This is a genomic window from Streptomyces sp. NPDC111507, assembly GCF_055638955.1.
On record NZ_JBVKBU010000002.1, the window covers coordinates 579,111 to 604,031 of the forward strand.

General features: G+C 70.3%; 23 protein-coding genes. 12 read left to right on the forward strand and 11 right to left on the reverse strand.

Annotation, left to right across the window (positions count from 1 at the left end; genetic code table 11):
- Positions 1 to 44: 44 nt before the first annotated feature.
- The 5 genes from ACZ7M2_RS10105 to ACZ7M2_RS10125 form a co-directional block, all read right to left on the reverse strand.
- Complete coding sequence (locus ACZ7M2_RS10105) at positions 45 to 2,489, reverse strand: hypothetical protein (RefSeq protein ID WP_471594861.1); 2,445 nt, start codon at positions 2,487 to 2,489, stop codon at positions 45 to 47.
- Positions 2,486 to 4,216, reverse strand: a complete 1,731-nt coding sequence (gene pstS, locus ACZ7M2_RS10110) for a phosphate ABC transporter substrate-binding protein PstS (RefSeq protein ID WP_471594862.1) — start codon at positions 4,214 to 4,216, stop codon at positions 2,486 to 2,488. The genes ACZ7M2_RS10105 and pstS overlap by 4 nt, the downstream gene beginning before the upstream one ends.
- A complete protein-coding gene (gene pstA, locus ACZ7M2_RS10115) occupies positions 4,213 to 5,529 on the reverse strand; it encodes a phosphate ABC transporter permease PstA (RefSeq protein WP_471594863.1) in 1,317 nt (438 codons plus the stop codon). The genes pstS and pstA overlap by 4 nt, the downstream gene beginning before the upstream one ends.
- Before the next feature lie 14 nt (positions 5,530 to 5,543).
- Positions 5,544 to 6,548, reverse strand: a complete 1,005-nt coding sequence (gene pstC, locus ACZ7M2_RS10120) for a phosphate ABC transporter permease subunit PstC (protein WP_470050908.1) — start codon at positions 6,546 to 6,548, stop codon at positions 5,544 to 5,546.
- A gap of 233 nt (positions 6,549 to 6,781) precedes the next feature.
- Positions 6,782 to 7,063 (reverse strand): hypothetical protein, encoded by a 282-nt coding sequence (locus ACZ7M2_RS10125; RefSeq protein ID WP_352049157.1) that lies wholly within the window; start codon positions 7,061 to 7,063, stop codon positions 6,782 to 6,784.
- 600 nt (positions 7,064 to 7,663) lie between these two features.
- Here ACZ7M2_RS10125 and ACZ7M2_RS10130 point away from each other — a divergent pair.
- Positions 7,664 to 8,425, forward strand: coding sequence for a calcium-binding protein (locus ACZ7M2_RS10130; protein WP_471594864.1), 762 nt, complete (start codon positions 7,664 to 7,666; stop codon positions 8,423 to 8,425).
- A 528-nt stretch (positions 8,426 to 8,953) separates the two neighbouring features.
- Here the strand turns inward: ACZ7M2_RS10130 and ACZ7M2_RS10135 are convergent.
- A complete protein-coding gene (locus ACZ7M2_RS10135; protein ID WP_471594865.1) occupies positions 8,954 to 9,595 on the reverse strand; it encodes a PH domain-containing protein in 642 nt (213 codons plus the stop codon).
- Positions 9,596 to 10,029: 434 nt separating this feature from the next.
- On the opposite strand from ACZ7M2_RS10135, the gene deoC reads away from it, so the two are divergent.
- The 3 genes from deoC to ACZ7M2_RS10150 are packed head-to-tail and all read left to right on the forward strand — an operon-like array spanning position 10,030 to position 13,335.
- Entirely contained in the window at positions 10,030 to 10,980 is a 951-nt protein-coding gene (deoC, locus tag ACZ7M2_RS10140) for a deoxyribose-phosphate aldolase (RefSeq protein ID WP_471594866.1), read from the forward strand.
- Positions 10,981 to 10,985: 5 nt separating this feature from the next.
- Positions 10,986 to 12,434, forward strand: coding sequence for an aldehyde dehydrogenase family protein (locus tag ACZ7M2_RS10145; RefSeq protein ID WP_471594867.1), 1,449 nt, complete (start codon positions 10,986 to 10,988; stop codon positions 12,432 to 12,434).
- Positions 12,427 to 13,335, forward strand: coding sequence for an aldehyde dehydrogenase family protein (locus ACZ7M2_RS10150; protein WP_471594868.1), 909 nt, complete (start codon positions 12,427 to 12,429; stop codon positions 13,333 to 13,335). Before ACZ7M2_RS10145 ends, ACZ7M2_RS10150 begins: the two co-directional genes overlap by 8 nt.
- A 37-nt stretch (positions 13,336 to 13,372) precedes the next feature.
- Here ACZ7M2_RS10150 and ACZ7M2_RS10155 read toward each other — a convergent pair whose 3' ends face one another.
- Complete coding sequence (locus ACZ7M2_RS10155) at positions 13,373 to 13,789, reverse strand: hypothetical protein (protein WP_471594869.1); 417 nt, start codon at positions 13,787 to 13,789, stop codon at positions 13,373 to 13,375.
- Positions 13,790 to 14,010: 221 nt separating this feature from the next.
- Here ACZ7M2_RS10155 and ACZ7M2_RS10160 point away from each other — a divergent pair, with 221 nt between their 5' ends.
- A complete protein-coding gene (locus ACZ7M2_RS10160) occupies positions 14,011 to 14,637 on the forward strand; it encodes a uridine kinase family protein (RefSeq protein ID WP_403689825.1) in 627 nt (208 codons plus the stop codon).
- Positions 14,638 to 14,846: 209 nt separating this feature from the next.
- Here ACZ7M2_RS10160 and ACZ7M2_RS10165 read toward each other — a convergent pair whose 3' ends face one another.
- Positions 14,847 to 15,599 carry a SigE family RNA polymerase sigma factor gene (locus tag ACZ7M2_RS10165; RefSeq protein WP_471594870.1) on the reverse strand — a complete coding sequence of 251 codons (753 nt, stop codon included), beginning with the start codon at positions 15,597 to 15,599 and terminating at the stop codon, positions 14,847 to 14,849.
- Between the two features lie 309 nt (positions 15,600 to 15,908).
- Here ACZ7M2_RS10165 and afsQ1 point away from each other — a divergent pair, with 309 nt between their 5' ends.
- The 5 genes from afsQ1 (at position 15,909) to ACZ7M2_RS10190 (ending at position 19,801) form a co-directional block, all read left to right on the forward strand.
- Complete coding sequence (gene afsQ1, locus ACZ7M2_RS10170; protein WP_352049150.1) at positions 15,909 to 16,586, forward strand: two-component system response regulator AfsQ1; 678 nt, start codon at positions 15,909 to 15,911, stop codon at positions 16,584 to 16,586.
- Positions 16,583 to 18,154: an ATP-binding protein gene (locus tag ACZ7M2_RS10175; protein ID WP_471594871.1), complete on the forward strand. Its 1,572-nt coding sequence runs from the start codon at positions 16,583 to 16,585 to the stop codon at positions 18,152 to 18,154. The genes afsQ1 and ACZ7M2_RS10175 overlap by 4 nt, the downstream gene beginning before the upstream one ends.
- Complete coding sequence (locus tag ACZ7M2_RS10180; RefSeq protein ID WP_471594872.1) at positions 18,151 to 18,789, forward strand: hypothetical protein; 639 nt, start codon at positions 18,151 to 18,153, stop codon at positions 18,787 to 18,789. Before ACZ7M2_RS10175 ends, ACZ7M2_RS10180 begins: the two co-directional genes overlap by 4 nt.
- Before the next feature lie 141 nt (positions 18,790 to 18,930).
- Positions 18,931 to 19,482, forward strand: coding sequence for a VanZ family protein (locus ACZ7M2_RS10185; protein WP_471594873.1), 552 nt, complete (start codon positions 18,931 to 18,933; stop codon positions 19,480 to 19,482).
- A 118-nt stretch (positions 19,483 to 19,600) separates the two neighbouring features.
- Positions 19,601 to 19,801, forward strand: coding sequence for a PspC domain-containing protein (locus ACZ7M2_RS10190; RefSeq protein ID WP_054233643.1), 201 nt, complete (start codon positions 19,601 to 19,603; stop codon positions 19,799 to 19,801).
- Between the two features lie 104 nt (positions 19,802 to 19,905).
- On the opposite strand, the gene ACZ7M2_RS10195 is transcribed toward ACZ7M2_RS10190, so the two are convergent.
- Both ACZ7M2_RS10195 and ACZ7M2_RS10200 read right to left on the reverse strand, forming a co-directional pair.
- Positions 19,906 to 20,259, reverse strand: coding sequence for an ATP-binding protein (locus tag ACZ7M2_RS10195; protein WP_471594874.1), 354 nt, complete (start codon positions 20,257 to 20,259; stop codon positions 19,906 to 19,908).
- Between the two features lie 138 nt (positions 20,260 to 20,397).
- Positions 20,398 to 21,552: an adenosine deaminase gene (locus ACZ7M2_RS10200; RefSeq protein ID WP_471594875.1), complete on the reverse strand. Its 1,155-nt coding sequence runs from the start codon at positions 21,550 to 21,552 to the stop codon at positions 20,398 to 20,400.
- Positions 21,553 to 21,664: 112 nt separating this feature from the next.
- Between ACZ7M2_RS10200 and ACZ7M2_RS10205 the strand changes: the two genes are divergently transcribed.
- Positions 21,665 to 22,426 carry a dienelactone hydrolase family protein gene (locus ACZ7M2_RS10205; RefSeq protein WP_471594876.1) on the forward strand — a complete coding sequence of 254 codons (762 nt, stop codon included), beginning with the start codon at positions 21,665 to 21,667 and terminating at the stop codon, positions 22,424 to 22,426.
- Positions 22,427 to 22,527: 101 nt separating this feature from the next.
- Here the strand turns inward: ACZ7M2_RS10205 and ACZ7M2_RS10210 are convergent, their stop codons facing one another.
- Positions 22,528 to 23,490: a LysR family transcriptional regulator gene (locus tag ACZ7M2_RS10210; protein WP_471594877.1), complete on the reverse strand. Its 963-nt coding sequence runs from the start codon at positions 23,488 to 23,490 to the stop codon at positions 22,528 to 22,530.
- A gap of 62 nt (positions 23,491 to 23,552) precedes the next feature.
- Between ACZ7M2_RS10210 and ACZ7M2_RS10215 the strand changes: the two genes are divergently transcribed.
- Entirely contained in the window at positions 23,553 to 24,842 is a 1,290-nt protein-coding gene (locus ACZ7M2_RS10215; RefSeq protein WP_471594878.1) for an MFS transporter, read from the forward strand.
- The last annotated feature ends 79 nt before the right edge of the window (positions 24,843 to 24,921 follow it).

Here is a 24,921-nt window from a genome sequence, read left to right on the forward strand (position 1 = left end):
TTCCCCGTGAGAGAAAGGTTAAGGGCAGGCTTCCTAGGTGTCTCCTAGGGAGTCCGACGCTGCGCGAAATGCAGCATTATTGGACCCGAAAGTCCTGCCGCTCCGCCCAGGAACAGGACGACGAGAAGAATCCAGCGAATAACTCCCAGGATCTCTCCGGGGGTGAATCCCGCCTTGGCTTCCGCGACATTCTGCTGCGGCCCTGAGGAGGGTGGCGCGGAGCCGTTCACGGCTGCGGCGGAGTCCGAGGCCGAGGGGGTGGCGCCGCCGCCCGTTCCGCCCGCGGACGCTCCGCCGGTGCCCCCGCCGGAGGCGGTCCCTCCGGCGCCGGCTCCGGATCCGGACCCTCCCGAGGCACCCTGGTTCGACCCGTCGGACGCAGGGCTGGTCGCGGTCTCACCGCGCTCCAGGGCGTCGGCGGCGGTCCGGGCCTGCAGACGCTGCTGAGCCGGCAGGGGCGCGTAGCCGAAGGGCAGCTGGCCCGCCGACACGCCGGGCGTCTGGCCCGATCCCGCGACGTACCTGATGAACTGGGCGTACGCCTTGCGGGCCTTCGCGTCCTGGTTCAGCGAGGCCGCGGCGTAGGCGACGGCCGTCAGCGGATACGCCTGCCCCTTGGCGCGCGCCGGGTCGGGCTTGAGCACCGAGGCGTCTGCGGACGACGGCCGCATGGTCGCGACGTCGGCCGTGAGCGAGGCGGCCGAGGGCTTCACGAAGTTGCCGTCCGCGTTGCGCAGCGCCGCGGTCGTCAACCCGTAACGCTCCGCCGACGCGGCGTCGACGATCGCCATCACGGCACGCTGGCCCGACATGGGCGCGTCGTTGATGAGCTTGGCCGGCGACTGGGCGGTGTCCCCCGACTGCCACTGGATGGTGCGGGTGTTGTTGCCCCGGCGGGTTCGTACGGCCCCGTCGTGCAGGTCGGCCGTGTACGGGTCCAGGTCGGTGATCGCGTAGCTGAGAGGGGGTGTCCCGTTGCCGAGGGCCGGCGTCGTCGTCGGGTCCACCTTGGGGTAGTCGGTCAGCGTGGTGTTCTCCGCCAGCTTCAGGTCCTGGAAATAGCGATTCACCCGCATCCCCCACCGGTCCTTCGTCCCGGAGAGGAAGCCCCGGGCGTCCGTGTCCGACTGGAGCCAGTTCCAGACGATCCGCGTCATGTCGGAGGACTGCAGCGGGACCATGAGGCTCCTCAGCTGGTGATTGCTCAGCTGAGGGAATCCAGGATTCAATTCCTTGAATTCCGGATCCTCGACGAGGGAAGCGCTGTTCCCTTTCAGATAATCAGGGGTGGCGCCCAGCGTCACGTCTTCCACATAGGAATGAGTGAGCATCTTCGCCACGAGCCGCGGATTCAGTTTCATTCCCTGTACCACGCCAGAGGGACCTTCTATGAAGAAGGCGATGGCGAGTCCGGACACCGCCACCGGCGCGTGCACGACCTTGGATCCGTCCTCCGGCCGGGCGACCGGGTCGACGGTGAAGCCCAGCAGGGGCGCGTCGGCCGACGTGCTCAGGACCTGGCCCCTGGCCTCCTCCTCGCCGCCCTGTGTGAAGGCGAACGTGCTCCCCGTCGACGAGCACAGCTTCGGCTGCCAGGAAGTGACGGCGTCCGTCATCAGTTCGGAGCCGACCGTGGGCAGCTCCGGCTGGCCCTCCGGACAGAACGCGTCGACCGGCTGGAAGTCCAGACGGACGACCATCCGCTGAGCCCAGTTCGTCGCGGACAGCGGCGAGCTCTGCAGTGAATTGCCCGACTGGTTCGGTTTGGTGATCTCGGTGCCGTCCGCGTCGTGCGTGCCGCGCGGGACGACGACCAGCCAGCAGTGCCGCGGAACGGGGTCACTCGCGGCAGGGGCCGTGTTCATGCCGCAGCCCAGGTGGGACGCCTGGATGCCGTCCTGCGCCTCGAAGGTCACCTCGCCCGCGCCGTCGGCATAGGTTCTGGCGAACCGCTGCTCGTTGGTGTCCAGCGGACCGAAGTAGGTGAAGTCGTGGGAGGACTTGGTGGGGGGCAGGTCACCGACCGGGCGGAACGGGACGAAGCCACCGGGGTACTGGGTCTCCCCCGGATCGGTGCCGACCAGTCGGCCGTTTCCGGCCCCGAGTATCGAGCCGTCGCCGCCGAAGACGCACTGATCACGCTCGGGCCCGGCCGGATCGTCACCCCAACACTGCATGATCTGCAGGAAGTTGACGGCGGCGTTCTGCCCGTCGATCGTCGGCGCCCCGCCTTGCCAGGTGACCCGCACGCCCTGCGACCGCAGGTTCTTCGTCTGGTGGACGGTCACCTTCAGCTTGGAGAAGTCGTCGTACTTGCCCTGCTTCCCCGTCACCGTGACCGCGGAGTCCTCCCCCGTGCCGTCCGCCGCCGCGGCGGACGGGGTGGCGGACGGCAGCGGGAGCAGGGCCAGGACCAGCGCGGCCAGCAGCGCGCTCACGGCGGCGACGACACGCCGCCGAGACCGGGACACGGCGGTGATGGCGGTCATGCCACACCCCCCTTGCGGCGGGCGCGGTGGGACATCATGCGCCCGATCAGGGGTGGCCCGACGACCACGCCGATCAGGAGCACGGCCGACAGTGCCATCAGCGCGGTGCGCAGACCGAGGGCGTCGCCGACGCCGAGGGAGACAGGACTGGCGGCGACCGAGGTGTCGCCGGTGCCTCCGTTGCCGCTGAGCACCTGGCCGGTGTCGGGGTCGACGACGCTGCCTCCCGTCGTCCCGCCCGTACCGCCGGTGCTGCCCGCCGTACCGCTGCCGCCGGTGGTACCGGCCGTTCCCGTCGCGCCCGAGCCGCCCGTCGAACCGGAACCGCCGGACGCGCCCGAGCCGCCGGACGTACCGGAGCCGCCCGAGCCCGAACTGCCGCCGGACGTACCGGAGCCGCTCGGCGAGGTGGGCTGCTTGGCGCCGCCGGTGCCGGTGGCGCACTGGTCCGCACCCTGCTTGTCGCACGCCGCGGGATACGGGGCGTTCTGGGCCAGGAGGTTCTTCCCGTCACTGGAGAACGTCGGGTTGTTGCAGTTCTTGATGTTGATGCTGTCCGTCACGGCGCCTGGGATCTTGCGCACCTGCTCCATGGCCGCCTGCACGAGGTTGATCGGCAGCGGCGAGTAACCGAGCCGGTCGGCCAGTTGCTGGCCCTCGCAGAGGAAGTAGTTGTCGAACGCGCTCAGGGTGGCGCCCTTGGCCTTGGTGAACCCCATCTCCTCCTTGGTCGGGACGATCATGTAGCTGTAGCTGGACAGCGGGTAGGTGCGCCGGTCGCCGTACGTGTAGACCCCGTCCAGGTTCTGGGTGAGGTAGTTCGCGGACCGCGAGTCGTTGTTGATCTGTGCCTGGGTCAGGGCGACGGCCACACTGGAGGCGGTCGGCTCGACGTAGTACCCGGACTTGTTGAGGACCTTGACGACCGGGAAGCCCGCGTTCCTGGCGTAGGAGTACTCGACGTAGGTGATGGCGCCCTCGGCCTGGGGCTGCTTGGTGTAACCCGCGACGCCGAGCGAGCCGGACTGGGCGACGAAGCCCGAGCCGGGGATGTTCGGGAAGTACGACGTCAGACCGCACGGCGTGGGTTTGCCCGCCCGACGGCAGTAGTCGTCCCACAGGGTGCCGTACTGCTTGGACATCCACAGGGTGAACTGCGCGGTGGTACCGGAGCCGTCGGAGCGGATGACCGGGACGATACGGCGGGCCGGGAGGGCCAGCTTGGGGTTGTCCGCCTTGATCTCCGGCGCGTTCCACATCGTGAGCTTGCCGGTGAAGATCTTGCTGAGGACCTCCCCGGAGAGCCGCAGGTTGGTGACCTTGTTGCCGCCGATCTTCAGGTTGTACATGAACGACGTACCGCCGGCCACGATCGGCATGTAGGCGTACTTGCGCTGCGGCGGAGTGTCGGTCGTACCGAACTCCTTGAGGCCGTAGGGGATCTCGGACACACCGAAGTCGGACGTGCCGTTCGCGAACTGGGTACGTCCCACCGACGAGCCCACCGACGCGTAGTTCACGGTCATGCCCTGCTGACGTACGTTGCGTCGCCACTGCTCGATGGCGTTGGCGCTCCATGTCGAGCCGGAGCCACTGATCTTCACGTAGGTGACCGCGAAGGCACCTGGCGGATGTACGGCCATGAGCGCGCAGACCAGTGCGACGACCAGCGCCAGCGCCTGGTACACGCGCACGCTGCGCGGACGACGGACGGGTGCGGATATCACGGGGTGCTCCTCGTCGATGCGGGACTGGTCGAGGCGGGGCCGGCCGACGGCCGGCCGGCGGTTGCGTACACGTCGAAGCGCTGCGCGTCACGGCGGGACGCCCTGACCCGGCGGTGTTCCTGGCGGCGGGTCAGCTTGCCCGGCCCACGGCCGCCGACGACGCGGGCCGCGACGAACAGGACGAGCACCAGCACCAGAAGCACCGCCGCGGTGCCGAAGCCGCGGGCGATGTAGGTGGGCTCGGGGGACTCGACGAGCTTGAAGGCCGCCAGCGGCAACGACACCATCGGGTCGTGGAGCGGGTTGGTGTTGAGCTCCTGGGTGAAACCGGCGGTCAGCAGGACCGGCGAGGTCTCGCCCACGCCGCGCGCGGTGCCCAGGATGACCGCCGTGGTCAGCCCGGACCGCGAGGTGGGGAGCACCACGTGCCAGACCGTGCGCCACCGTGAGGTGCCGAGCGCGTAGGACGCCTCGCGCAGCGTGCCGGGGACCAGCCGGATCACCACGTCCGCCGCGCGGATGATGATCGGCAGCATCATCACGGAGATCGCCAGCCCGGCGGCGAGGCCGGACTGGCCGAAACCGAGGCTCAGGATGAAGGTCGCGTAGATGAACAGGCCGGCCACGATGGATGGCAACGCTGTCATCGCCTCGACGATGGTGCGGACGAACCGGCTGAAGGCGCCCGGGACCTCGTTGAGGAAGACCGCGCACACCAGCCCGGTCGGTATGCAGATCACCAGGGCGATGGAGATCTGCCACAGCGTGCCGACGATGGCGTGCGCGATGCCGCCGACGCTGAGGGGCTCCAGCGGACCCGCGTCGGCCATCGACTGGGTGTAGAAGTTCAGGTGCGGCAGCGCCTCGCGCCCCTCGTAGAGGGTGTAGACGACCACGAAGGCCAGCACGGTCAGCATCACCAGGCCGAGGCTCTGGACGATCGCGGCGGCCACCCGGTCACGGACCGCGGGACCGTCCTCGTCGAAGGAGACCAGCAGCGCGTACAGGCCGATGAAGAGCGCGTAGGCGATGACGACGAAGCCCAGGGCGCCGTTGAAGGGCAGCAGCCGGTCGAAGATCAGCCAGGTGAGGGCGAGGGACGCGGCGCCGGCGCCGACCATGGCGTACACGTCGGTGGCGCGCAGCGTGGAGAGGTTCCGGCGCGAGTCTCCGCGCGTTGAACTCCCGCCGGGCCGGCGTCCTGGCAGGTGGGTGGCCGGGGCCGGGGACGGCGCTTCCGGCGGACCCGCGGGGCTCGGATCGGCCCCCTGCCCCTGGTCGCCGGGCGGGCTCTGTGGAGCGGTGACGGTCATCGGACTCGGTCTCCTCAGGAGTCGCTCGTCGCGCCGGAACGGCTGCGGGCGACGATCGACGAAGCGGCGAAGTTGACCACGAGGGTCATCAGGAAGAGCGCGAGGCCTGCGGCCATCAGCGCCGACATGCCCATGGGGCTCGCCTCGCCGTAGCGCAGGGCGATCAGGGACGAGACCGAGCTGGTGCCGTTCTGCAGGATGTGCGGCTGGATCACGAACACCGGCGAGATGATCAGGTACACGGCGATGGTCTCGCCGAGTGCCCGGCCCAGGCCCAGCATGGTGCCGCCGATCATGCCGCCCTTGCCGAAGGGCAGGACGACGCTGCGGATCATGCCCCAGCGGTTGGCGCCGAGCGCGTACGCGCCCTCCCGCTCGCCGACCGGAGCCTGCGAGAAGACCTCCCGCACCACCGAGCAGATGATCGGCGCGACCATCAGGGACACGACCATGCCCGCGATGAAGGTGGAGGAGGTGTAGACCGTCGCGGTGGCCAGGGGGTCCTTCGGATCGGCGCCGTCGACCTTGAAAAGGGGGATCCAGCCGAAGTAGGTCGAGATCCAGCGGGACACCGTGACCACGTGCCCCTGGAAGAAGAACAGGCCCCACAGGCCGTAGACGACCGACGGCACGGCCGCCATCAGGTCCACGACGCTGATGAGGGTCTGGCGGATCCGCGGCGGCGCGTACTCGGAGATGTAGAGCGCGGTGCCGAGTGCCAGCGGTACGGCGAACACGATGGCGACCATGGCGATCAGCACCGTTCCGACGAGCACGGCCGCGATGCCGAAGTGCCCGCCTTCGGGCTCCCACGCCTCGGTGGTGACGAAGTCCCACTTCGCGACCGACAGCGCCTGCCAGGCCCGGTACGTCAGGAAGCCGCCGACCAGCAGCATGATCGCGAGGACCAGCCCGCCGCCGCCACGCAGGACGCCCCTGAACACGCGGTCGGGCAGCCCCCGGTCGGGGTGCAGGCGTCTCGGCGGGTCGTCCGCCGGGGCCACAGCTCGCTCAAACATTCGCGTTGTCACATGGGACGACACTCCTGACGCGTGATGGACGCACGCACACACGAACGTGAACGAGACGCCCCCGAGGGGCAACTTCCGATGTTGACGTGAACGCGGCGACAGAAGAACGCGTGAGGGGCTGGGGTGCGCTCTTGTGGCGCACCCCAGCCCCTCACCTGCGTGGTCGAGCCGTCAGCCCCGTCCGCTCGCCCGGGGTCGTCCCGTCGCTCGGCGTCGTCCCCTCACTCGGCGTCGTCCCACGGAATCACCCCACCCGACCCGAGCTCGGCCAGAAGAGCCCGGAAACGTTCATAGGCGGCCTGGCACGTCGAGTGCCGCTCGTAGGCACGCGAGGACACGGCCACGGCACCGCCGGTGCCGTCACGCAGCCGCCAGACCCATCCACTGCCTTCCGCGGTGTGGTGCACCGCGCCGGGTAATTTCCCGATGTCGGCACACAAGCGCTCGAACGCCGCACGGCACTCGCCGTAGTTCCGGTACGTCCTCGCGGCCACGGCGATCACCCGCCCGTTCGTGGCAGTGAGCCGCCACGAGTAAGTGCCATCTGCACCTATATCTATTTGGCAGCGCGTGCCCGGTACGGCCGCGCCCCCCATTCTTGCCGCCATCCATCCCCACTCCTGTATCCCCATATCAGGAAGCCGCATGAGTCGACGCGGATTCGTCGGTCATGCGGCACACGCAGATTAGTGAGACTAAAGAGAAACTTGATCCACACGTGAAACACATTTCACGCGAAGGTTGCCCCTCGTTCATGCAGTTGACCATCAGGTCACCTCAAGAGCGGGCGAATTCACCGACGCGCCGGCGGGGTGCCGCCCCCGGAGCGCCCGCCCTCCCGGCCCGCCACGAAGAGGGGCGGTACACGTAGGTGGCCTCCAGGTCCGCTGAAATTTGAACCGAATTTCCCCTTCGGCTTTCCACGGAAACGGCACACTCGATATTCGCGCGCATTCCCTTCGGGGGGAAATCAGCGACTTCACTCGGCCCTCATACAAACGTTCCGAAATCCCATGGCAACGAGTACGCTGCACACGTCAATTCGGGCCTGCCGGTGTGAAATTGACAGGCCGCGGCATTCACATTGGGGAATTCGCATGCGTATGAGTTCAGCTGTCGCCGCTGCGTGTGGCGTCGTCGCCCTGTCCGCCCTCACCGTTCCGGCCGCGCACGCGGACGAGAGGTTCGGCGACACCGACATCACCGGCGTGGTCGTCAACGACGGCAACCCCGTCGTGGTCGGCACCGGCGCGAGAACCGTCACCGCCGAGGTCACCGCGACCGACCCGTCCGGTCTCCAGCAGGTCAACGCCACGCTCTACCACGGCCCCTTCGGCACCCCGGACAGCACCGTGGCCTCGACGGCGGCCTGCGGTCCGACGGTCGCCACCACGACCACCTGCACCCTGACCTTCACCCTGACCCCCGGCACCGCCCCGGCCACCAACTCGCTGGCCGGCGACTGGCACCTCAGCGCCTACGCGATCGCTCCCGACAGCGACGCCGTGTTCCTGGACAGCGCCGTCACCGTCAGCGTGCTGCGCGACAGCCAGGTGACCGTCGACGCCACCCCCAAGCCGGTGAAGTGGGGCCGCGTCCTCACCGTCACCGGCGGCGTGCGCAACGCGGACTGGGCGACCGGCACGTCCGTCGGCGCCGAGGCCGGCCGGCCCGTGAGCCTGCAGTTCCGCCCGAAGGGCAGCAGCACGTACTGCACACTCAAGACCGTGCCGACCGCGGCCGGCGGCATCCTCTCCACCACCGTCCGCGCCTACACAGACGGCTCCTACCGCTGGTCCTACGCCGCCACGGCCGACACCGCGGCCGCGGTGTCGACGGGCACCTTCGTCGACGTGGTGCGCTGACCCCGACCGTACGACGCCGGGCCCCTCACAGGCGGCCCGGCGCCGTACGGGACCGGGGGCGGGGGCCTGAGGGCGTACGGGACCGGGGGCGCGGGGGGGGCATGACGGCGGGCGAGGGCCGGAACGCGTGCGGCCTGACCGCGTACGGAACCGCGGGCACGAGCGGCATGACGACGTACGGGACCGGGGGCGCGAGGGCCTGACGGCGTACGGGACCGGGGGCACGGGGGCCTGACGGCGTGCGGGAGCCGGAACGCGGACAGCTTGTCGGCGTACGGGACCGGGGGCACGGGCGGCCTGACCACGTGCGGGGGGCCTGACGGCATGCGAGGGCCGGAACGCGGACAGCTTGTCGGCGTACGGGACCGGGGGCACGGGCGGCCCGACCGCGTGCGGGGGCCGGAGCACGGGCAGTTTGATGCCGAACGGGACCCGGAACACGGGCCGGCCTGGCGCCGAACGGGGCGACGAGTCAGGGTCCGCCCTGCGCAACGACGGACACCGGTCCGCCGCCGCACCGCCCTGACGTCACCCCACCGCCAGCAGGATCGCCAGGACCACGGCCCCCGCGAGCGCGGGGCCCATGACCTCGTACGCCCACCGCACGCTCACCTCGCCCTGCGCGCCCTCCGTGGCCGCCCTGGCCTCGGCGAGTTCGCGCAGGTCGTCCATGACCTGGTCGGACTGCGAACGGGTGGGCCCGCTCGCCACCGAGGAGGTGCGCCCGCTGCTGTCCGCGGCGGCGTTGCGCGCCTGCCGTCGGGCCGCGGCCTTGCGGGCGCGCAGGGAGACGGGGATCGCCCAGAGCTGGAACTTGTTGCCCTCGGCGTCGACCACCTCGTTGGAGTACCCGGAGCGCAGTGAGGCGACCTTGCTCCAGGGCAGCACGACGACACGGAACGGGTTACGAACGCGCAGCCGGTCCTCGTTGGCGTAGACGGCGGGGCGCAGGGTGAAGGCGGCCACCAGCGGGACCAGGAGGATCAGCGCGGCGAGTGCCAGCCAGGGGGTGCGGCCGTGACCGGAGACCAGCGCGTCGATGCCGAGCCAGCCCGTGATGGCGAGCAGCAGTACGCCGCCCGCGATACCGGCGTGCGACCGGTAGATCCGGTCCTGCGACTCGGGTCGCGAGGCGTCCGGCACGGGGGGCTGGTCATCCGGGGTCGTCATGTCCCCGATTCTGCCCGACGCCCCCTGAACACTTCCGTCACCCCCGCCCCACGCCGCCGCGTCGCCACGGGCGGGCGGGGATTCGTTCGTCTGCGGGTGGAGGAGGGCGGATCGCGCAGCTCCCCGCGCCCCCGGAGACGAGGCCGCGCCCCGAACCTCATCCGGTCCGAGCGCCTTGCCCACAGGTCGATGGGAGCCGGTCGCACGGCCCCCGCACCCGGGCGGGGCCGCGCCCCGAATCCCCGGCCACTCCTGGTCGCCCGGCTGCGGGCGGGCGGGGACCGGTCGCGCAGTTCCCCGCACTCCCGCATGCCTCAGCGCCCCCGGCGTTCGAGGGCGAGCCCTCCGACGGAAACCGCCCGGCGTGCGCTCCCCCACACCCACCCCCGGGGCTGTACAGCCGCTACGCGCGTAGATATGCTCAGCTCGTGACCATGCCCACCACTGCACCCGCACTCGGCGACGTAACCGCGTCGGACAGCACGCTGCGCCGCTTCCTCCACGGGCTCCCCGGCGTCGACACGGTCGGCCTGGAGGCGCGCGCCGCCTCGCTCGGCACCCGTTCCATCAAGACGACCGCGAAGGCGTACGCCATCGACCTCGCCATCTCGATGGTCGACCTGACGACACTGGAAGGCGCGGACACCCCCGGCAAGGTCCGGGCGCTCGGCGCCAAGGCGGTCCACCCCGACCCCACGGACCGTACGGCGCCCACCACCGCGGCCGTCTGTGTGTACCCCGACATGGTGACCACCGCCAAGGACGCCGTCGCCGGCTCCGGCGTGAAGGTCGCCTCGGTCGCCACCGCCTTCCCGGCCGGCCGCGTGGCCCTCGACGTGAAGCTCGCCGACGTACGCGACGCCGTCGCCGCCGGCGCCGACGAGATCGACATGGTCATCGACCGCGGGGCGTTCCTCGCGGGCAAGTACATGAAGGTGTACGACGAGATCACCGCCGTGAAGGAGGCCTGCGGGAGCAGCGCCCGCCTGAAGGTCATCTTCGAGACCGGCGAGCTCTCGACGTACGACAACATCCGCCGCGCGAGCTGGCTCGGCATGCTGGCGGGCGCGGACTTCATCAAGACCTCGACCGGCAAGGTCGCCGTCAACGCGACCCCGGCGAACACGCTCCTGATGCTGGAGGCGGTCCGCGACTTCTGCGCCCAGACCGGCGTCCAGGTCGGCGTGAAGCCCGCCGGCGGCATCCGCACCACCAAGGACGCCATCAAGTTCCTGGTCCTGGTGAACGAGACCGCGGGCGCGGACTGGCTGGACAACCACTGGTTCCGCTTCGGCGCGTCCTCGCTCCTGAACGACCTGCTGATGCAGCGTCAGAAGCTGGCCACCGGCCGCTACTCCGGCCCCGACTACGTGACGGTGGACTGATCACCATGGCATCCGCATCCGCATCCGCTTTCGAGTACGCACCGGCGCCCGAGTCACGCTCCGTCGTCGACATCGCCCCCTCCTACGGCCTGTTCATCGACGGCGAGTTCACCGAGGCGGCGGACGGCAAGGTCTTCAAGACCGTCTCCCCCTCCTCCGAAGAGGTCCTGTCCGAGATCGCCCAGGCGGGCGCGGAGGACGTGGACCGCGCCGTGAAGGCCGCCCGCAGGGCCTTCGAGAAGTGGTCGGCCCTGCCGGGCTCCGAGCGCGCCAAGTACCTCTTCCGCATCGCCCGGATCATCCAGGAGCGCAGCCGCGAGCTCGCCGTCCTGGAGACCCTCGACAACGGCAAGCCGATCAAGGAGACCCGCGACGCCGACCTCCCCCTGGTCGCCGCGCACTTCTTCTACTACGCGGGCTGGGCCGACAAGCTCGACCACGCCGGCTTCGGCGCGAACCCCCGCCCCCTGGGCGTCGCGGGCCAGGTCATCCCCTGGAACTTCCCCCTCCTGATGCTGGCGTGGAAGATCGCCCCGGCGCTGGCGACCGGTAACACCGTCGTCCTCAAGCCCGCCGAGACGACCCCCCTGTCCGCCCTGTTCTTCGCGGACATCTGCCGCCAGGCGGGCCTGCCCAAGGGCGTTGTCAACATCCTTCCGGGATACGGCGACGCGGGCGCCGCGCTCGTCGAGCACCCCGACGTGAACAAGGTGGCCTTCACCGGCTCCACCGCCGTCGGCAAGGCGATCGCCCGCCAGGTCGCGGGCACGGACAAGAAGGTCACCCTCGAACTCGGCGGCAAGGGCGCGAACATCGTCTTCGACGACGCCCCCATCGACCAGGCCGTCGAGGGCGTCGTCACCGGCATCTTCTTCAACCAGGGCCAGGTCTGCTGCGCGGGCTCCCGTCTCCTCGTCCAGGAGTCGATCCACGACGAGCTGCTGGACTCGCTCAAGCGCCGCCTGTCCACCCTCCGCCTCGGCGACCCCCTGGACAAGAACACGGACATCGGCGCGATCAACTCCGCCGAGCAGCTGTCCCGTATCACCTCGCTCGTCGAGCGGGGCGAGGCCGAGGGCGCCGAGCGCTGGTCCCCGGCCTGTGAACTCCCCTCCTCCGGCTACTGGTTCGCCCCGACGCTCTTCACGAACGTCACCCAGGCACACACCATCGCGCGCGACGAGATCTTCGGCCCCGTCCTGTCCGTCCTCACCTTCCGGACCCCCGACGAGGCCGTCGCCAAGGCCAACAACTCCCAGTACGGCCTCTCCGCCGGCATCTGGACCGAGAAGGGCTCCCGGATCCTCGCCGTCGCGAGCAAGCTGCGCGCGGGCGTCATCTGGTCCAACACGTTCAACAAGTTCGACCCGACCTCGCCGTTCGGCGGTTACAAGGAGTCGGGCTTCGGCCGCGAGGGCGGTCGCCACGGCCTGGAGGCGTACCTCGATGTCTGAGAAGACCGACAAGAGCGAGCAGCAGCGACTGAGCGTCTTCAAGACCTACAAGCTGTACGTGGGCGGGAAGTTCCCGCGTTCCGAGAGCGGCCGGGTGTACGAGGTGACGGACTCCAAGGGCAAGTGGCTGGCCAACGCGCCCCTCTCCTCCCGCAAGGACGCCCGTGACGCGGTGGTCGCCGCCCGTAAGGCGTTCGGCGGCTGGTCCGGTGCGACGGCGTACAACCGCGGTCAGATCCTCTACCGCGTCGCCGAGATGCTGGAGGGCCGCAAGGACCAGTTCGTCCGTGAGGTCGCCGACGCGGAGGGCCTGTCGAAGTCCAAGGCCGCCGCGGTCGTCGACGCGGCGATCGACCGCTGGGTCTGGTACGCGGGCTGGACCGACAAGATCGCCCAGGTGGTGGGCGGCGGCAACCCGGTCGCGGGCCCCTTCTTCAACCTGTCCACCCCGGAGCCGACGGGCGTCGTCACCGTCCTGGCGCCCCAGGAGTCGTCCTTCCTGGGCCTGGTCTCGGTGATCGCCCCGGTGATCGCGACCGGCAACACGGTGATCGTGATCGCGAGCGAGAAGTCCCCGCTCCCGGCGCTGTCGCTGGGCGAGGTGCTGGCCACGTCCGACCTGCCGGGCGGTGTCGTCAACGTCCTCTCCGGAAAGACGGCGGAGATCGCCGCTCCCCTCGCCGCGCACCAGGACGTCAACGCGATCGACCTCGCGGGCGCGGACGACGTCCTGGCGAAGGAGCTGGAGATCGCCGCGGCCGACAACCTGAAGCGGGTCGTCCGTCCACAGGCTGTGGATTATTCACGGACGCCCGGCATCGAGCGCCTGACGGCCTTCCTGGAGACGAAGACGGTCTGGCACCCGACGGGCGCGCTCGGCGCCTCCGGCTCGTCCTACTGAGCAGCTCCCCGCGCCCCGTTTCGGGGCGCGGGGAGACTCACGAACCCCCCAGCAACCCCAGCGCCTGTCCCACCACCGGCACGCTCCCCACCGACGACGCCTGCGCCAGCGGCCCCGTCAGGGCCTGCGAGGTCAGCGGCTTGAAGTCCGCGAGCTGGGCGCCCACCCCGTTGTCGAGCGGGTCGGCCCCCGTGCCGGCGAGCGGGTTGGGCTTGAGGCCCGCGATCGGACCGGTGGCATATCCCACCGAGCCGGTCACGACCCCCAGGCCCGACTGCGGGTCGAGGTTGCCCAGCGAGGTGGGCTGGGCGCGCGTCTGATCCACGGCGGGGGCCGTGTCCGCGACGGCCGGACTCGCGGCGGCGGCCGCACCGGCGGCGACCACCCCGAGCGCGACGGCGATGCGCGCGGTGGTCCGGGCCAGGGGGGTCTGCTGGTGTGCGTGTCGCGCCATCGGATGTCCTCTTCGGTGAACGTAACGAATGCGGGCGGAGAGCAACGGGACTCGCACGCAGAGTAGTTGACCCGGACGCCCTTCCGGGCGGCGATGGCGGCGGATTCCCCTGTGCGGGTCAACAGACATACGGACGTAACCGCGATAATCCTTCGGGATAATGTTCCGGAGGCCTGCCGAAGCGCGGCGTGGCCCGGCCGAGTCACAGAAGGTACAGAGAATTGGGTTCCCATCCTCCGATACCCACCCGCGTGGTGCTGCTCTGCGGCCCCTCCGGCTCTGGAAAGTCCCTTCTCGCGGCCGACTCCGGACTTCCCGTGCTCCGCCTCGACGACTTCTACAAAGAGGCCACCGACCCGACGCTCCCCCAGGTCGAGGGCAGCTCCGACATCGACTGGGACCATCCGCAGTCGTGGGACGCGGACATCGCGGTCGCGGCGATCGAGGAGCTGTGCCGTACGGGACGTACGACCGTCCCCGTCTACGACATCGCGCAGAGCGCCCGTACCGGCGCGGAGGCGCTGCACATCGAGCGGACGCCGCTGTTCATCGCGGAGGGCATCTTCGCCGCCGAGATCGTCGAGCGCTGCCGGGAGCTGGGGATGCTGGCCGACGCGCTGTGTCTGTCGCGCGGCCCGCTGACCACGTTCCGCCGCCGCTTCCTGCGGGATCTGCGGGAGGGCCGCAAGTCGGTCCCGTTCCTGCTGCGTCGCGGCTGGCGCCTGATGCGCACCGAACGTTCGATCGTGGCCCGGCAGAGCGCACTGGGCGCCCACCCCTGCGACAAGGCCGAGGCCCTGGGCCGACTGGCCGCGGCGGCCGCCGGACGCTGCACGACACCGGCGTAGTCGGGGGCCCTGCGCGAAGTCACGCGAAGAGGCCACTCACCGAGAGAAGCCACCACACGAAAAGAGGCCCAGGCGAACCCCCCGTCCGCCCGGACCTTTTCTCGTTTCCCCCGTGCTCCTCAGGGGTCCCCCGACCCCGTTGGTTTTCCCCCCGGTACTGCTCCCCCGTACCAACCGGTACTACCGGTTGCCTGCTCCCCCACAGACCTTCAGGCGACGAGCTCCCCGAAGGACTCCTCCTCGTCACGGCCGAAGCTGAGGACCTCGTCCTCACGCATCCGGCGCAGCGACCGCCAGATGCTCGACTTCACCGTGCCGACACTGATGTCGAGGATCTCCGCGATCTCCGGGTCCGTGCGGCCCTCGTAGTAACGAAGGACCAGCATGGTGCGCTGGAGTTCGGGCAGCCGGGCCAGCGCCTGCCACAGCACGGCGCGCAGCTCGGTGCCGCGCATCGCGTCCGTGTCACCGGCGGTCTCCGGCAGTTCCTCGGTCGGGTACTCGTTCAGCTTGCGGCGGCGCCACGCGCTGATGTGCAGATTGGTCATGGTGCGGCGGAGGTAGCCCCCGACCGCGGCCTTGTCACTGATCCGGTCCCAGGCCCGGTACGTCGAGAACAGCGCGCTCTGCAGCAGGTCCTCGGCCTCGAAGCGGTCCCCGGTCAGGTGGTAGGCGGTTGCGTACAGGGAGGCGCGGCGCTCCTCGACGTAGGCGGTGAACTCCGCCTCCGACACCGAGCGACGTTCCCCCGTGGCCTCCCTGTACGCGGCTCCCCCGTGAGCTCCCCCGTTACCGCCGTTCTCCCCCGTGAAGGCGTCAACCACCGTCATGTACGTGGTGTGCTGACGCCCGGTGCCGCGAGCGCACCCCCGCCCGCTCACGGCACCGGACTTCTCCGAACCCCTGACGTCGTGGAGCCGCGTGACAACTGCGCTAGTGCTGGTGCTGTGCAGCGTGTTCATCTCGCGCCCCCCGTCGTGGAGTTCCGGTTCTTCGGTTCGTTCCGTCGTGCTGTGTTGCTGTCGTGCCGTCGTGCTCTCTTGCTTGTGTCGAAAAGCTTGCCCGGGCCACTTCATGGCCGTGTCCGCCGACTGTCACAGACCTGTCACAGGGCCCCTCCCCAGGCGCGTCACGGGACGATCACAGCGCGGTCACAGAGGAGAGCGGTACGGCTACGCGGATGCCCTTCGGGCGCCCCGTTCTGTGCGAGAGATGAGTGGGAGCGCTCCAACTGTCGAAAGAGTCCCTCGCCATGGGCCAGAATGACGTTCGTGCCTTCCCTGTTGCTGATCGAGGACGACGACGCCATCCGGACGGCCCTGGAGCTCTCTTTGACGCGCCAGGGACACCGGGTGGCCACCGCTGCCACCGGCGAGGACGGTCTGAAGCTGTTGCGTGAGCAGCGGCCGGATCTGATCGTGCTGGACGTGATGCTGCCCGGCATCGACGGATTCGAGGTGTGCCGGCGCATCCGGCGCACGGACCAGCTGCCGATCATTCTGCTGACCGCGCGCAGCGACGACATCGACGTCGTGGTCGGACTCGAGTCCGGCGCCGACGACTATGTCGTCAAGCCCGTGCAGGGGCGGGTGCTCGACGCCCGTATCAGGGCCGTGCTGCGGCGCGGGGAGCGCGAGGCCAACGACTCGGCGACGTTCGGCTCCCTCGTCATCGACCGTGCGGCCATGACGGTCACCAAGAACGGCGAGGATCTGCAGCTGACGCCCACCGAACTGCGGCTGCTCCTGGAGCTGAGCCGCCGGCCCGGACAGGCGCTGTCCCGCCAGCAGTTGCTGCGACTGGTGTGGGAGCACGACTACCTGGGCGACTCGCGGCTGGTGGACGCGTGTGTCCAGCGGCTGCGCGCGAAGATCGAGGACGTTCCGTCCTCGCCCGCCCTGATCCGTACGGTCCGCGGAGTCGGCTACCGACTGGACACTCCTCAGTGACCCCACCGCACGACGAGCTCCGCGGCTGGGCCGCGGCGCGCCGGGCGATCCTGGCGGGTCTGCGCTTCACGAGCCTGAGACTGCGGCTGGTCGTGGTGTTCGGACTCGTCGCGCTCACGGCCGCCGTCTCGGCGTCGGGCATCGCGTACTGGCTCAACCGCGAGGCGGTGCTGACGCGTACGCAGGACGCGGTGCTGCGCGACTTCCAGCAGGAGATGCGCAACCACGCGAGCATGCTGCCGGTGCACCCGGCGCAGGACGAACTGCAGCGCACGGCGGGCCAGATGGCCAACAGCAGCCAGCGCTTCAGCGTGCTCCTCGTCGCCCAGGACGGCAACGGCAAGACGGTCATCGGCAACTCCGCGCTGGACACCTTCACGCTGGACGACGTACCCAAGTCCCTCCAGAAGGCCGTGAACAAGGAGCAGCCGCTCTCTTCGAACAACAAGTCGGCCTATCACCTGTACTGGCAGCGCATCACCGACCACGACAAGCCGTACCTGGTGGGCGGCGCGAAGGTGATCGGCGGGACGACGACCGGCTACATGCTCAAGTCCCTGGAGCCCGAGGCCAAGGACCTCAACTCGCTGGCCTGGTCACTGGGCATCGCGACCGGCCTGGCCCTGATCGGCTCGGCACTGCTCGCCCAGGCCGCCGCGACGACGGTCCTCAAGCCCGTGCACCGCCTCGGCATCGCGGCCCGCCGTCTGGGCGAGGGCAAGCTCGACACCCGGCTGCGCGTCTCGGGTACGGACGAACTCGCCGACCTCTCGCGTACGTTCAACCACACCGCGGAGTCCCTCGAGAAGCGCGTGGACGACATGAGCGCCCGCGAGGAGGCGTCCCGCCGCTTCGTGGCGGACATGTCCCACGAACTCCGTACGCCGCTCACCGCGATCACCGCCGTGACGGAGATCCTGGAAGAGGAACTCGACGCGGAGACCGGCAGTGTCGACCCGATGATCGAACCGGCCGTCCGGCTGGTCGTCAGCGAGACCCGCCGCCTCAACGACCTCGTCGAGAACCTTATGGAGGTCACCCGCTTCGACGCGGGCACCGCCCGGCTGGTCCTCGACTACGTGGACATCGCCGACCAGATCACCGCGTGCATAGACGCGCGCGCCTGGTTGGACGCCGTCGACCTGGACGCCGAGCGCGGCATCATGGCGCGCCTCGACCCGCGCCGCCTGGACGTGATCCTCGCGAACCTCATCGGCAACGCGCTCAAGCACGGCGGCAGTCCGGTCCGTGTCTCGGTCCGGGAAGAGGCCGACGACCTTCTCATCGAGGTCCAGGACCACGGGCCCGGCATCCCCGAGGACGTCCTCCCGCACGTCTTCGACCGCTTCTACAAGGCGAGCGCCTCCCGCCCCCGCTCCGAGGGCAGCGGTCTGGGCCTGTCCATCGCCCTGGAGAACGCGCACATCCACGGCGGCGAGATCACCGCGGCCAACGCGCCCAAGGGGGGCGCCGTCTTCACGCTCCGTCTCCCTCAGGACGCGTCGGAGCTGCTCGCCGACGACGAGCGCGGACGGAACGGGAACGGTATGGAGGGCAGCGCCGGATGACGACCTTGGTACGAGGCCGGGGCGGGCGCCGACGGACGCCTCTCGCCCTCCTCTCGCTCCCCCTCCTCACCGTCCTGCTCGCGGGCTGCGGTATCCGCTCCACCCAGGTCCCGACGGACTTCGGCCCGGCGCCGTCCCGGGTCCCGTGCGCGCTGTCCGGCCAGGACATCACCACCCAGTCCTCCCGTGGCGTCCCGGTCCAGGTCTTCCTGATCTGCTCCGGGCAACTGGTCACGGTCGACCGGTCCGTGCGGATTCCCGACGGTACGGCGGAGCGGGCGCGGCGGGTCCTGGTGGCGCAGGGGCTCCTCGACGAGCTCGCCGAGACGCCCTCCACGCCCGAGCAGCAGGCCGGCTACACGACCGACGTGCGGGGCGGGATGACGGTGAGCGGGCCTCGGCCCAAGGACCCCGAGGACGCGCTCCGCCTCAGCACCCCTCCCCAGGACCTGACCTCCGCCGCCCTCGCCCAGATCATCTGCACCTTCTCCGACTCCGCCGCCGCGCGGGACGACGGTTCGGTCATCCTCGGCGGCCCCGGCGCCACTCCGCTGCGCAGCTACGAGTGCCCCACCGACGTCCGCGCCAACCCCACCACCAAGTCCCCGCCGTCCACGGCGGTCGCCGGCGCGTAGCCGTCTTGCCGGCCTGAACGGCCCGTGGACGCCGAGCCGGTTCCCGCTCCACGCCGTACGTGTGGCGCATCCCTCACCTCTCATCCCCAAGCTCACCAACAACCCGGAACCGATCCTGCCGACCCCGGCGTCTTGGGAGGCGTGCAACGTCAAGGCGAAGGCGGCGGCAGCGCCGTGACCCGCGTCCGTGCGGCAGGAGCTCTCCTCCTCGTCGCACATCTCGCGCTCGTCGCCTGGCTCACCCTGCGTCCCCTGGACGTCCCCTGGGTGAGTCCCGCAAATCTCCGCCCGTTCGCCGGCATCAGGGCCGATCTCGCGCTGGGCCCGGCGGAAGCCGCCCGCCGGTTGGGCGAGGGCCTCGGCCTGCTCGCCCCCCTCGGCGTCCTGCTCCCCATGGCCGGCGGCAAGCTGACGGCGTCCCCGCTCGGTTCCCTCGTCCGCACGGTCGCCGCCGGCGCCCTGATCTCGATGGGCATCGAACTGCTGCAGACCGGCGTTCCCGGCCAGGTCGTGGACGTCGACTCCCTGCTGCTCAACACGGTCGGCGTCGCCCTGGCCCATCTCGCGATCGTGCCGGCCGCCAGGGTCGGGCTCCGCCGCCGGGCCGAGACCCGGCGCCGCGCGGCCCTCCCCCGGGAGGACACGGCTCAGGGTCGGACCCCGACGATTCCCAGGGTCGGCATCGCCCCATAGAGCGACGCTTCGCCCCCTTCGTCACCGTAGCGTTGAAGACATCGAAGCCGGAGACCTCGAAGAAGACCTCGATGTCCCAACACCCCGGCATCCCGCCACGGTTCACGAAGGAGCCATCATGACCGCCCTTGCCCGCCCCACCAACGGCCGCATGATCGGCGGAGTGTGCGCAGCGCTGGCGCGGCGCTTCGGCACCTCCGCGACCACGATGCGCGTGATCTTCGTTCTCTCCTGCCTGCTCCCGGGCCCGCAGTTCCTGCTCTACATAGCGCTGTGGATCCTGTTCCCCTCCGAGGACAAGGCCCGCACGGCCTGGTGACCCCCGGCCGGACTCACGGCGTGACACGCCGGTGGGGCGCACCCCCATCAGGATGCGCCCCACCGGCGTTCGTACAGGCGAAAGACCGAAACAAGCGGAAGGCGTCAGCCGAGCGGCAGCCCGTTCACCGGCAGACCGTGCGTCGGCAGGCCCTGCAGCGGCAGCCCCCCGAGCAGCCCGGCCACCGGTGCCGCCGGCCCGTCGGCAAGGACCTTCGCGACGGCGGGCTGGGCCGCGGCCACCCCCGCGCCGAGCGCGCCCTGCCCGTGGGTGAGCGCCTCCCCCGCACCCGGGAGCGCCGCCGCGGCGTTCTGCGCGGGCAGCGCCTGGGTAACGGTGCCCAGTGCCTGAGAGGCGTCCGGCACGGCCGGAGCGGCGTTCGCGGCGCCCGTGCCGACGGCGGCGAATGCGGCACCGAGAGCGGCGACACCGAGGGTCTTGGCAGCAGACTGCTTCATATTGAATGCGTCCTTGGATCCGTGTGACGGGGTGAGCGGTCCAAAAACGTAAACACGCAGAGCCACCCTCCGCAAACATAAAAAAGCAGCCGATTCATGGAGAACAAGTGAAGACCCGGCTGCTTTTCGCTCCTTCGATCAGCCCTGTTCCCCCAAGGAACCGCTGGTGGAGGCGGTCTGCTGGAACAGCCATTCGGATTTGAGTTCTGCATAGCCAGGCTTGATCACGTCATTGATCATCGCCAGTCGTTCATCGAAAGGAATGAATGCTGACTTCATAGCATTGACAGAGAACCACTGCATATCGTCGAGCGAATAACCGAACGCCTCGACCAGGTGCTCGAATTCGCGCGACATGCTCGTCCCCGACATGAGCCGATTGTCCGTGTTCACGGTCGCCCGGAAGTGCAGGCGCCGCAGCAGACCGATCGGGTGCTCCGCGTAGGAGTCGGCGGCACCGGTCTGGAGGTTGGAGCTGGGGCACAGTTCCAGCGGGACGCGCTTGTCACGGACGTACGAGGCCAGCCGTCCGAGCTTCACCGAGCCGTCCGCCGCGACCTGGATGTCGTCGATGATCCGCACACCGTGGCCGAGCCGGTCCGCACCGCACCACTGGAGCGCCTGCCAGATGGAGGGGAGACCGAAGGCCTCGCCGGCGTGGATGGTGAAGTGGTTGTTCTCGCGCTTGAGGTACTCGAAGGCGTCGAGGTGACGGGTGGGCGGGAAGCCCGCCTCGGCACCCGCGATGTCGAAGCCCACCACGCCCAGGTCGCGGTAGCGGTTGGCCAGTTCGGCGATCTCCAGGGCACGGGCCGCGTGCCGCATGGCGGTGAGCAGGGCGCCGACCCGGATGCGGTGGCCGCTCTCCCGGGCGCGCCGTTCGCCCTCACGGAAGCCCTCGTTGACGGCCTCGACGACCTCTTCGAGGGTGAGCCCGGTCTCCAGGTGCTGCTCGGGCGCGTAGCGCACCTCGGCGTAGACGACCCCGTCCTCGGCGAGATCCTCGGCGCACTCGGCGGCGACCCGCACCAGCGCCTCGCGCGTCTGCATGACGGCACAGGTGTGGGCGAAGGTCTCCAGGTACCGCTCCAGGGACCCGGAGTCGGCGGCCTCGCGGAACCAGACGCCGAGTTTGTCGGGGTCGGTCTCGGGGAGCCCGGAATAGCCGGTCTCCTGGGCGAGTTCCACGATCGTCCCGGGGCGCAGGCCCCCGTCGAGGTGATCGTGCAGCAGGACCTTGGGCGCCCGGCGGATCTGTTCCGAGCTCGGGGTGTTCTGGATCTGGCTCGTCATTTTCGCACTGTAGCCCCTACGCGCGTAGATCTCCTGTCGAGCCGTCCGTCGATATGTAACGGTGACCAGGCGGACGGGTGGCGTACACCGTCACTTCTGACACTGTTCTGTCATGGCACAGCAAGCGACGCCCGTTCGCAGGGCCCGGCTGGGGAGGACGATCGGCCCGGAGCCGACGGCCGTCAGCGGGGTGGTTCTGCTGCTCCCGGGCGGCGACGAGGTCTCCGCGCGCAGACCGTCCCCGATGTTGGCGACCGCCTCCGTACGCGCGCTCGGCCGCAGGCTCATGCGCGCGGGACACGCGGAAGGCCTGGCCGCCCATGTCGTGCACTACCGCTTCCGCGGCTGGAACGGCAGCGAGGCGCATCTCGCGAACGACGCGTCCTGGGCCGCCGACGAGGTCGTACGCCGCTACGGGGACGTGCCGGTGTGCCTCGCCGGTGTGGGCATGGGAGGCCGGGCGGCGCTGCGTGCCGCCGGGCACACCGCCGTCAACTCCGTTCTGGCGCTCGCCCCCTGGCTGCCCGAGGACGACGTGGCGGCGCCACCCGAACCGGTGAAGCAGCTCGCCGGGCGGCGCGTGCTGATCGTGCACGGCACCAACGACGAACGCACCGACCCGGAGTTGTCCTTCCGGCTCGCGGCACGGGCGAAGAAGTCCAACCGGGACATCTGCCGGTTCGAGGTCCACTCCGACGGGCACGGGTTGCACCAGTACCGGTCCGAAGTGCACGCGCTGTCGCAGGACTTCGTGATGGGGGCGTTGTTCGGACACGGGGTGTCGCGCCCTCTGGAGGACGCGTTGGCGGCGCCGCCGCCGTTGGGGTTGCGGATGCCGCTCGCCTCCGGCTTCGGGAAGGCGTTGCGTCGTTAGGTTGTTCGTTGCCTGCGGGTGCGTGGGGGCTGGTCGCGCCCACGCGGCGGAGCCGCATATGTCAGAGCCTCGCGCCCCTGGAAGCGGGGCGCGTCCGCCCCTCAGTCCGGTAGCAGGTGCCCCCTCCTCGACAACAGGAACTTCTTGAAGGCCGCCACCGGTGGCGTGTCCGGGTGTCCGTCCAGCCAGGCCACCCCGATCTCGCGGACCGCGCGCGGGGCCGTGACCGTCAGTTCGACGACTCCTGGGCGGGGTACGGCCGGTGGGGGCAGGAGGGCGACTCCGAGGCCGGCGGCCACCAGGCCCCGTAGGGTCTCGGCCTCCTCGCCCTCGAAGGCGATGCGGGGCTTGAAGCCGGCCTCCTGGCAGAGATCGTCGGTGATGCGGCGCATGCCGTAGCCGGGTTCGAGGGTCACGAAGGTCTCGTCGGCGGCCTCGGCGAGACGGATCCGTTTGCGGGCGGCGAGGCGGTGGTCGGCCGGGACCACGAGCCGGAGCTTCTGCTCGTCGAGGAGACGGCCCACCAGGTCGGGCGCGTCCGGCACCGGCGAGGTGAGGCACAGGTCCAGCTCGCCCGAGCGCAGTCCCTCCAGCATCGCCTCGCCGTAGTTCTGGACGAGGCTGAAGCGGACTCGCGGGTGGTCGGCTCGGAAGGCGCGGATCAGGCCGGGGACGGTCTCCGAGCCCATGGTGTGCAGGAAGCCGAACGCGACCTTGCCGGTGGCCGGGTCGGCGTCCGCGCGCACCTCCTCGGCGGCGCGCTCGATCTCGGCGAGGGCCCGCTCGACGGAGGAGAGGAACGTACGGCCCGCGGGGGTGAGGGAGACCGTGCGGCCCCGGCGCGCGAACAGATCGACGCCCAGGTCCTGTTCGAGCCGGACCATGGCGCGCGACAGGGTCGACTGGGGGACCCGCATCTCCTGCGCGGCGCGTGTGACGTGCTCCGTGCGGGCGACCCCGGCGAAGTACGCGAGGCGTGGGGCGAGCAGCCTCGACATCCCCGCACTGTCTTCTGTGTCACTGGACGGTGACAGGTGAGGCTGTGACCTTTGCTGATGCACCATGGGAACGATTATGACGATTCCATGCATTGGACGGATGAGCGGCGGCTCTTTAGTTTCGAAGCATGCCTTCCGCCAGTACCGGGGCGTTCACCACCGTGGGCGCCACCTCCACCGTCACGTCCTCCACCGCCGCCGTCGACTCCCGTCTCACCCCGGGTGGGCCCGGCTACCGCCGCATGAGCTTCGCGCTCTTCCTCGCGGGCGTGGCGACCTTCGCGCTCCTCTACTCCACGCAGGCCCTCCTCCCGCTCGTCTCCACGGACTTCGGGGTCAGCGCGAGCGAGGCGAGCTGGACGGTGTCCGCGGCGACGGGTGCGCTGGCACTGTTCGTCCTCCCCATGAGCGCGCTGTCGGAGCGGTTCGGACGGCGTACGTTGATGACGGCGTCGCTGGCGGTCGCGGTGACGGTCGGTCTCCTGGTCCCCTTCGCCCCGTCGATCGGCGCGCTGGTCGCGCTGCGGGCGGTGCAGGGCGCGGCGCTGGCGGGCCTTCCGGCCTCCGCGACGGCCTATCTGGCGGAGGAGGTCCGCCCCAAGGCCCTGATCACGGCGATCGGCCTCTTCGTGGCGGGCAACAGCGTCGGCGGGATGAGCGGCCGGGTCATCACCGGCTGGGTGGCGCAGGAGTGGGGCTGGCGGGTGGCCGTCGCCACGATCGGGATCATCGCGGTGGCCTGCGCGGTCGCCTTCCGTATGCTCCTGCCGGCGCCGAAGCACTTCACGCCCGGCTCGCTGCGGCCGCGGGTGCTGGCCCGTACGGTCCGTGACCACCTCGCGAACCCGCTGCTGCGCCGGCTGTACGCGATCGGCGCGCTGTTCATGATGGTCTTCGGCGGGGTCTACACGGTGATCGGCTACCGCCTGACCGAGGCCCCGTTCTCCCTCCCGCAGGGCATCATCGGCTCGATCTTCCTGGTGTACCTGGTCGGTACGGTGTCGGCGTCCACGGCGGGCAGGCTGGTCGCCCGCCTGGGCCGGCGCGGCTCCCTGTACCTGGCGGGCGGCACCACGACCGCCGGCCTGCTCCTCTCCCTGGTCGACTCCCTCCCCCTCGTCCTGCTCGGCCTGGTGCTGATCACCGCGGGCTTCTTCGCGGGCCACGCGGTGGCGTCCTCGTCGGTCAGCCACACCGCGAAGCAGGGCCGCGCCCAGGCCTCCGCCCTCTACCAGTCCGCGTACTACATCGGCTCCAGCGCGGGCAGCACGCTCGGCGCGGTCGCCTTCCACGCAGGCGGGTGGGCCGGGACGGTGGCACTAGGACTGTTCGCGGTCCTGGGCGTCGTCACGATCACCCTGCTCGGCTCCCACGCGGCCCGCACCCAGGCCCGCCGCGAACCGGCCCTGGCGCACTGAGCGCCCCGGCCCCCAACCCACCGCACAACCCCCCCCCCCCCGCCTCCGGTGCGACACGTCGCCGGGTTGCGGGAACGCA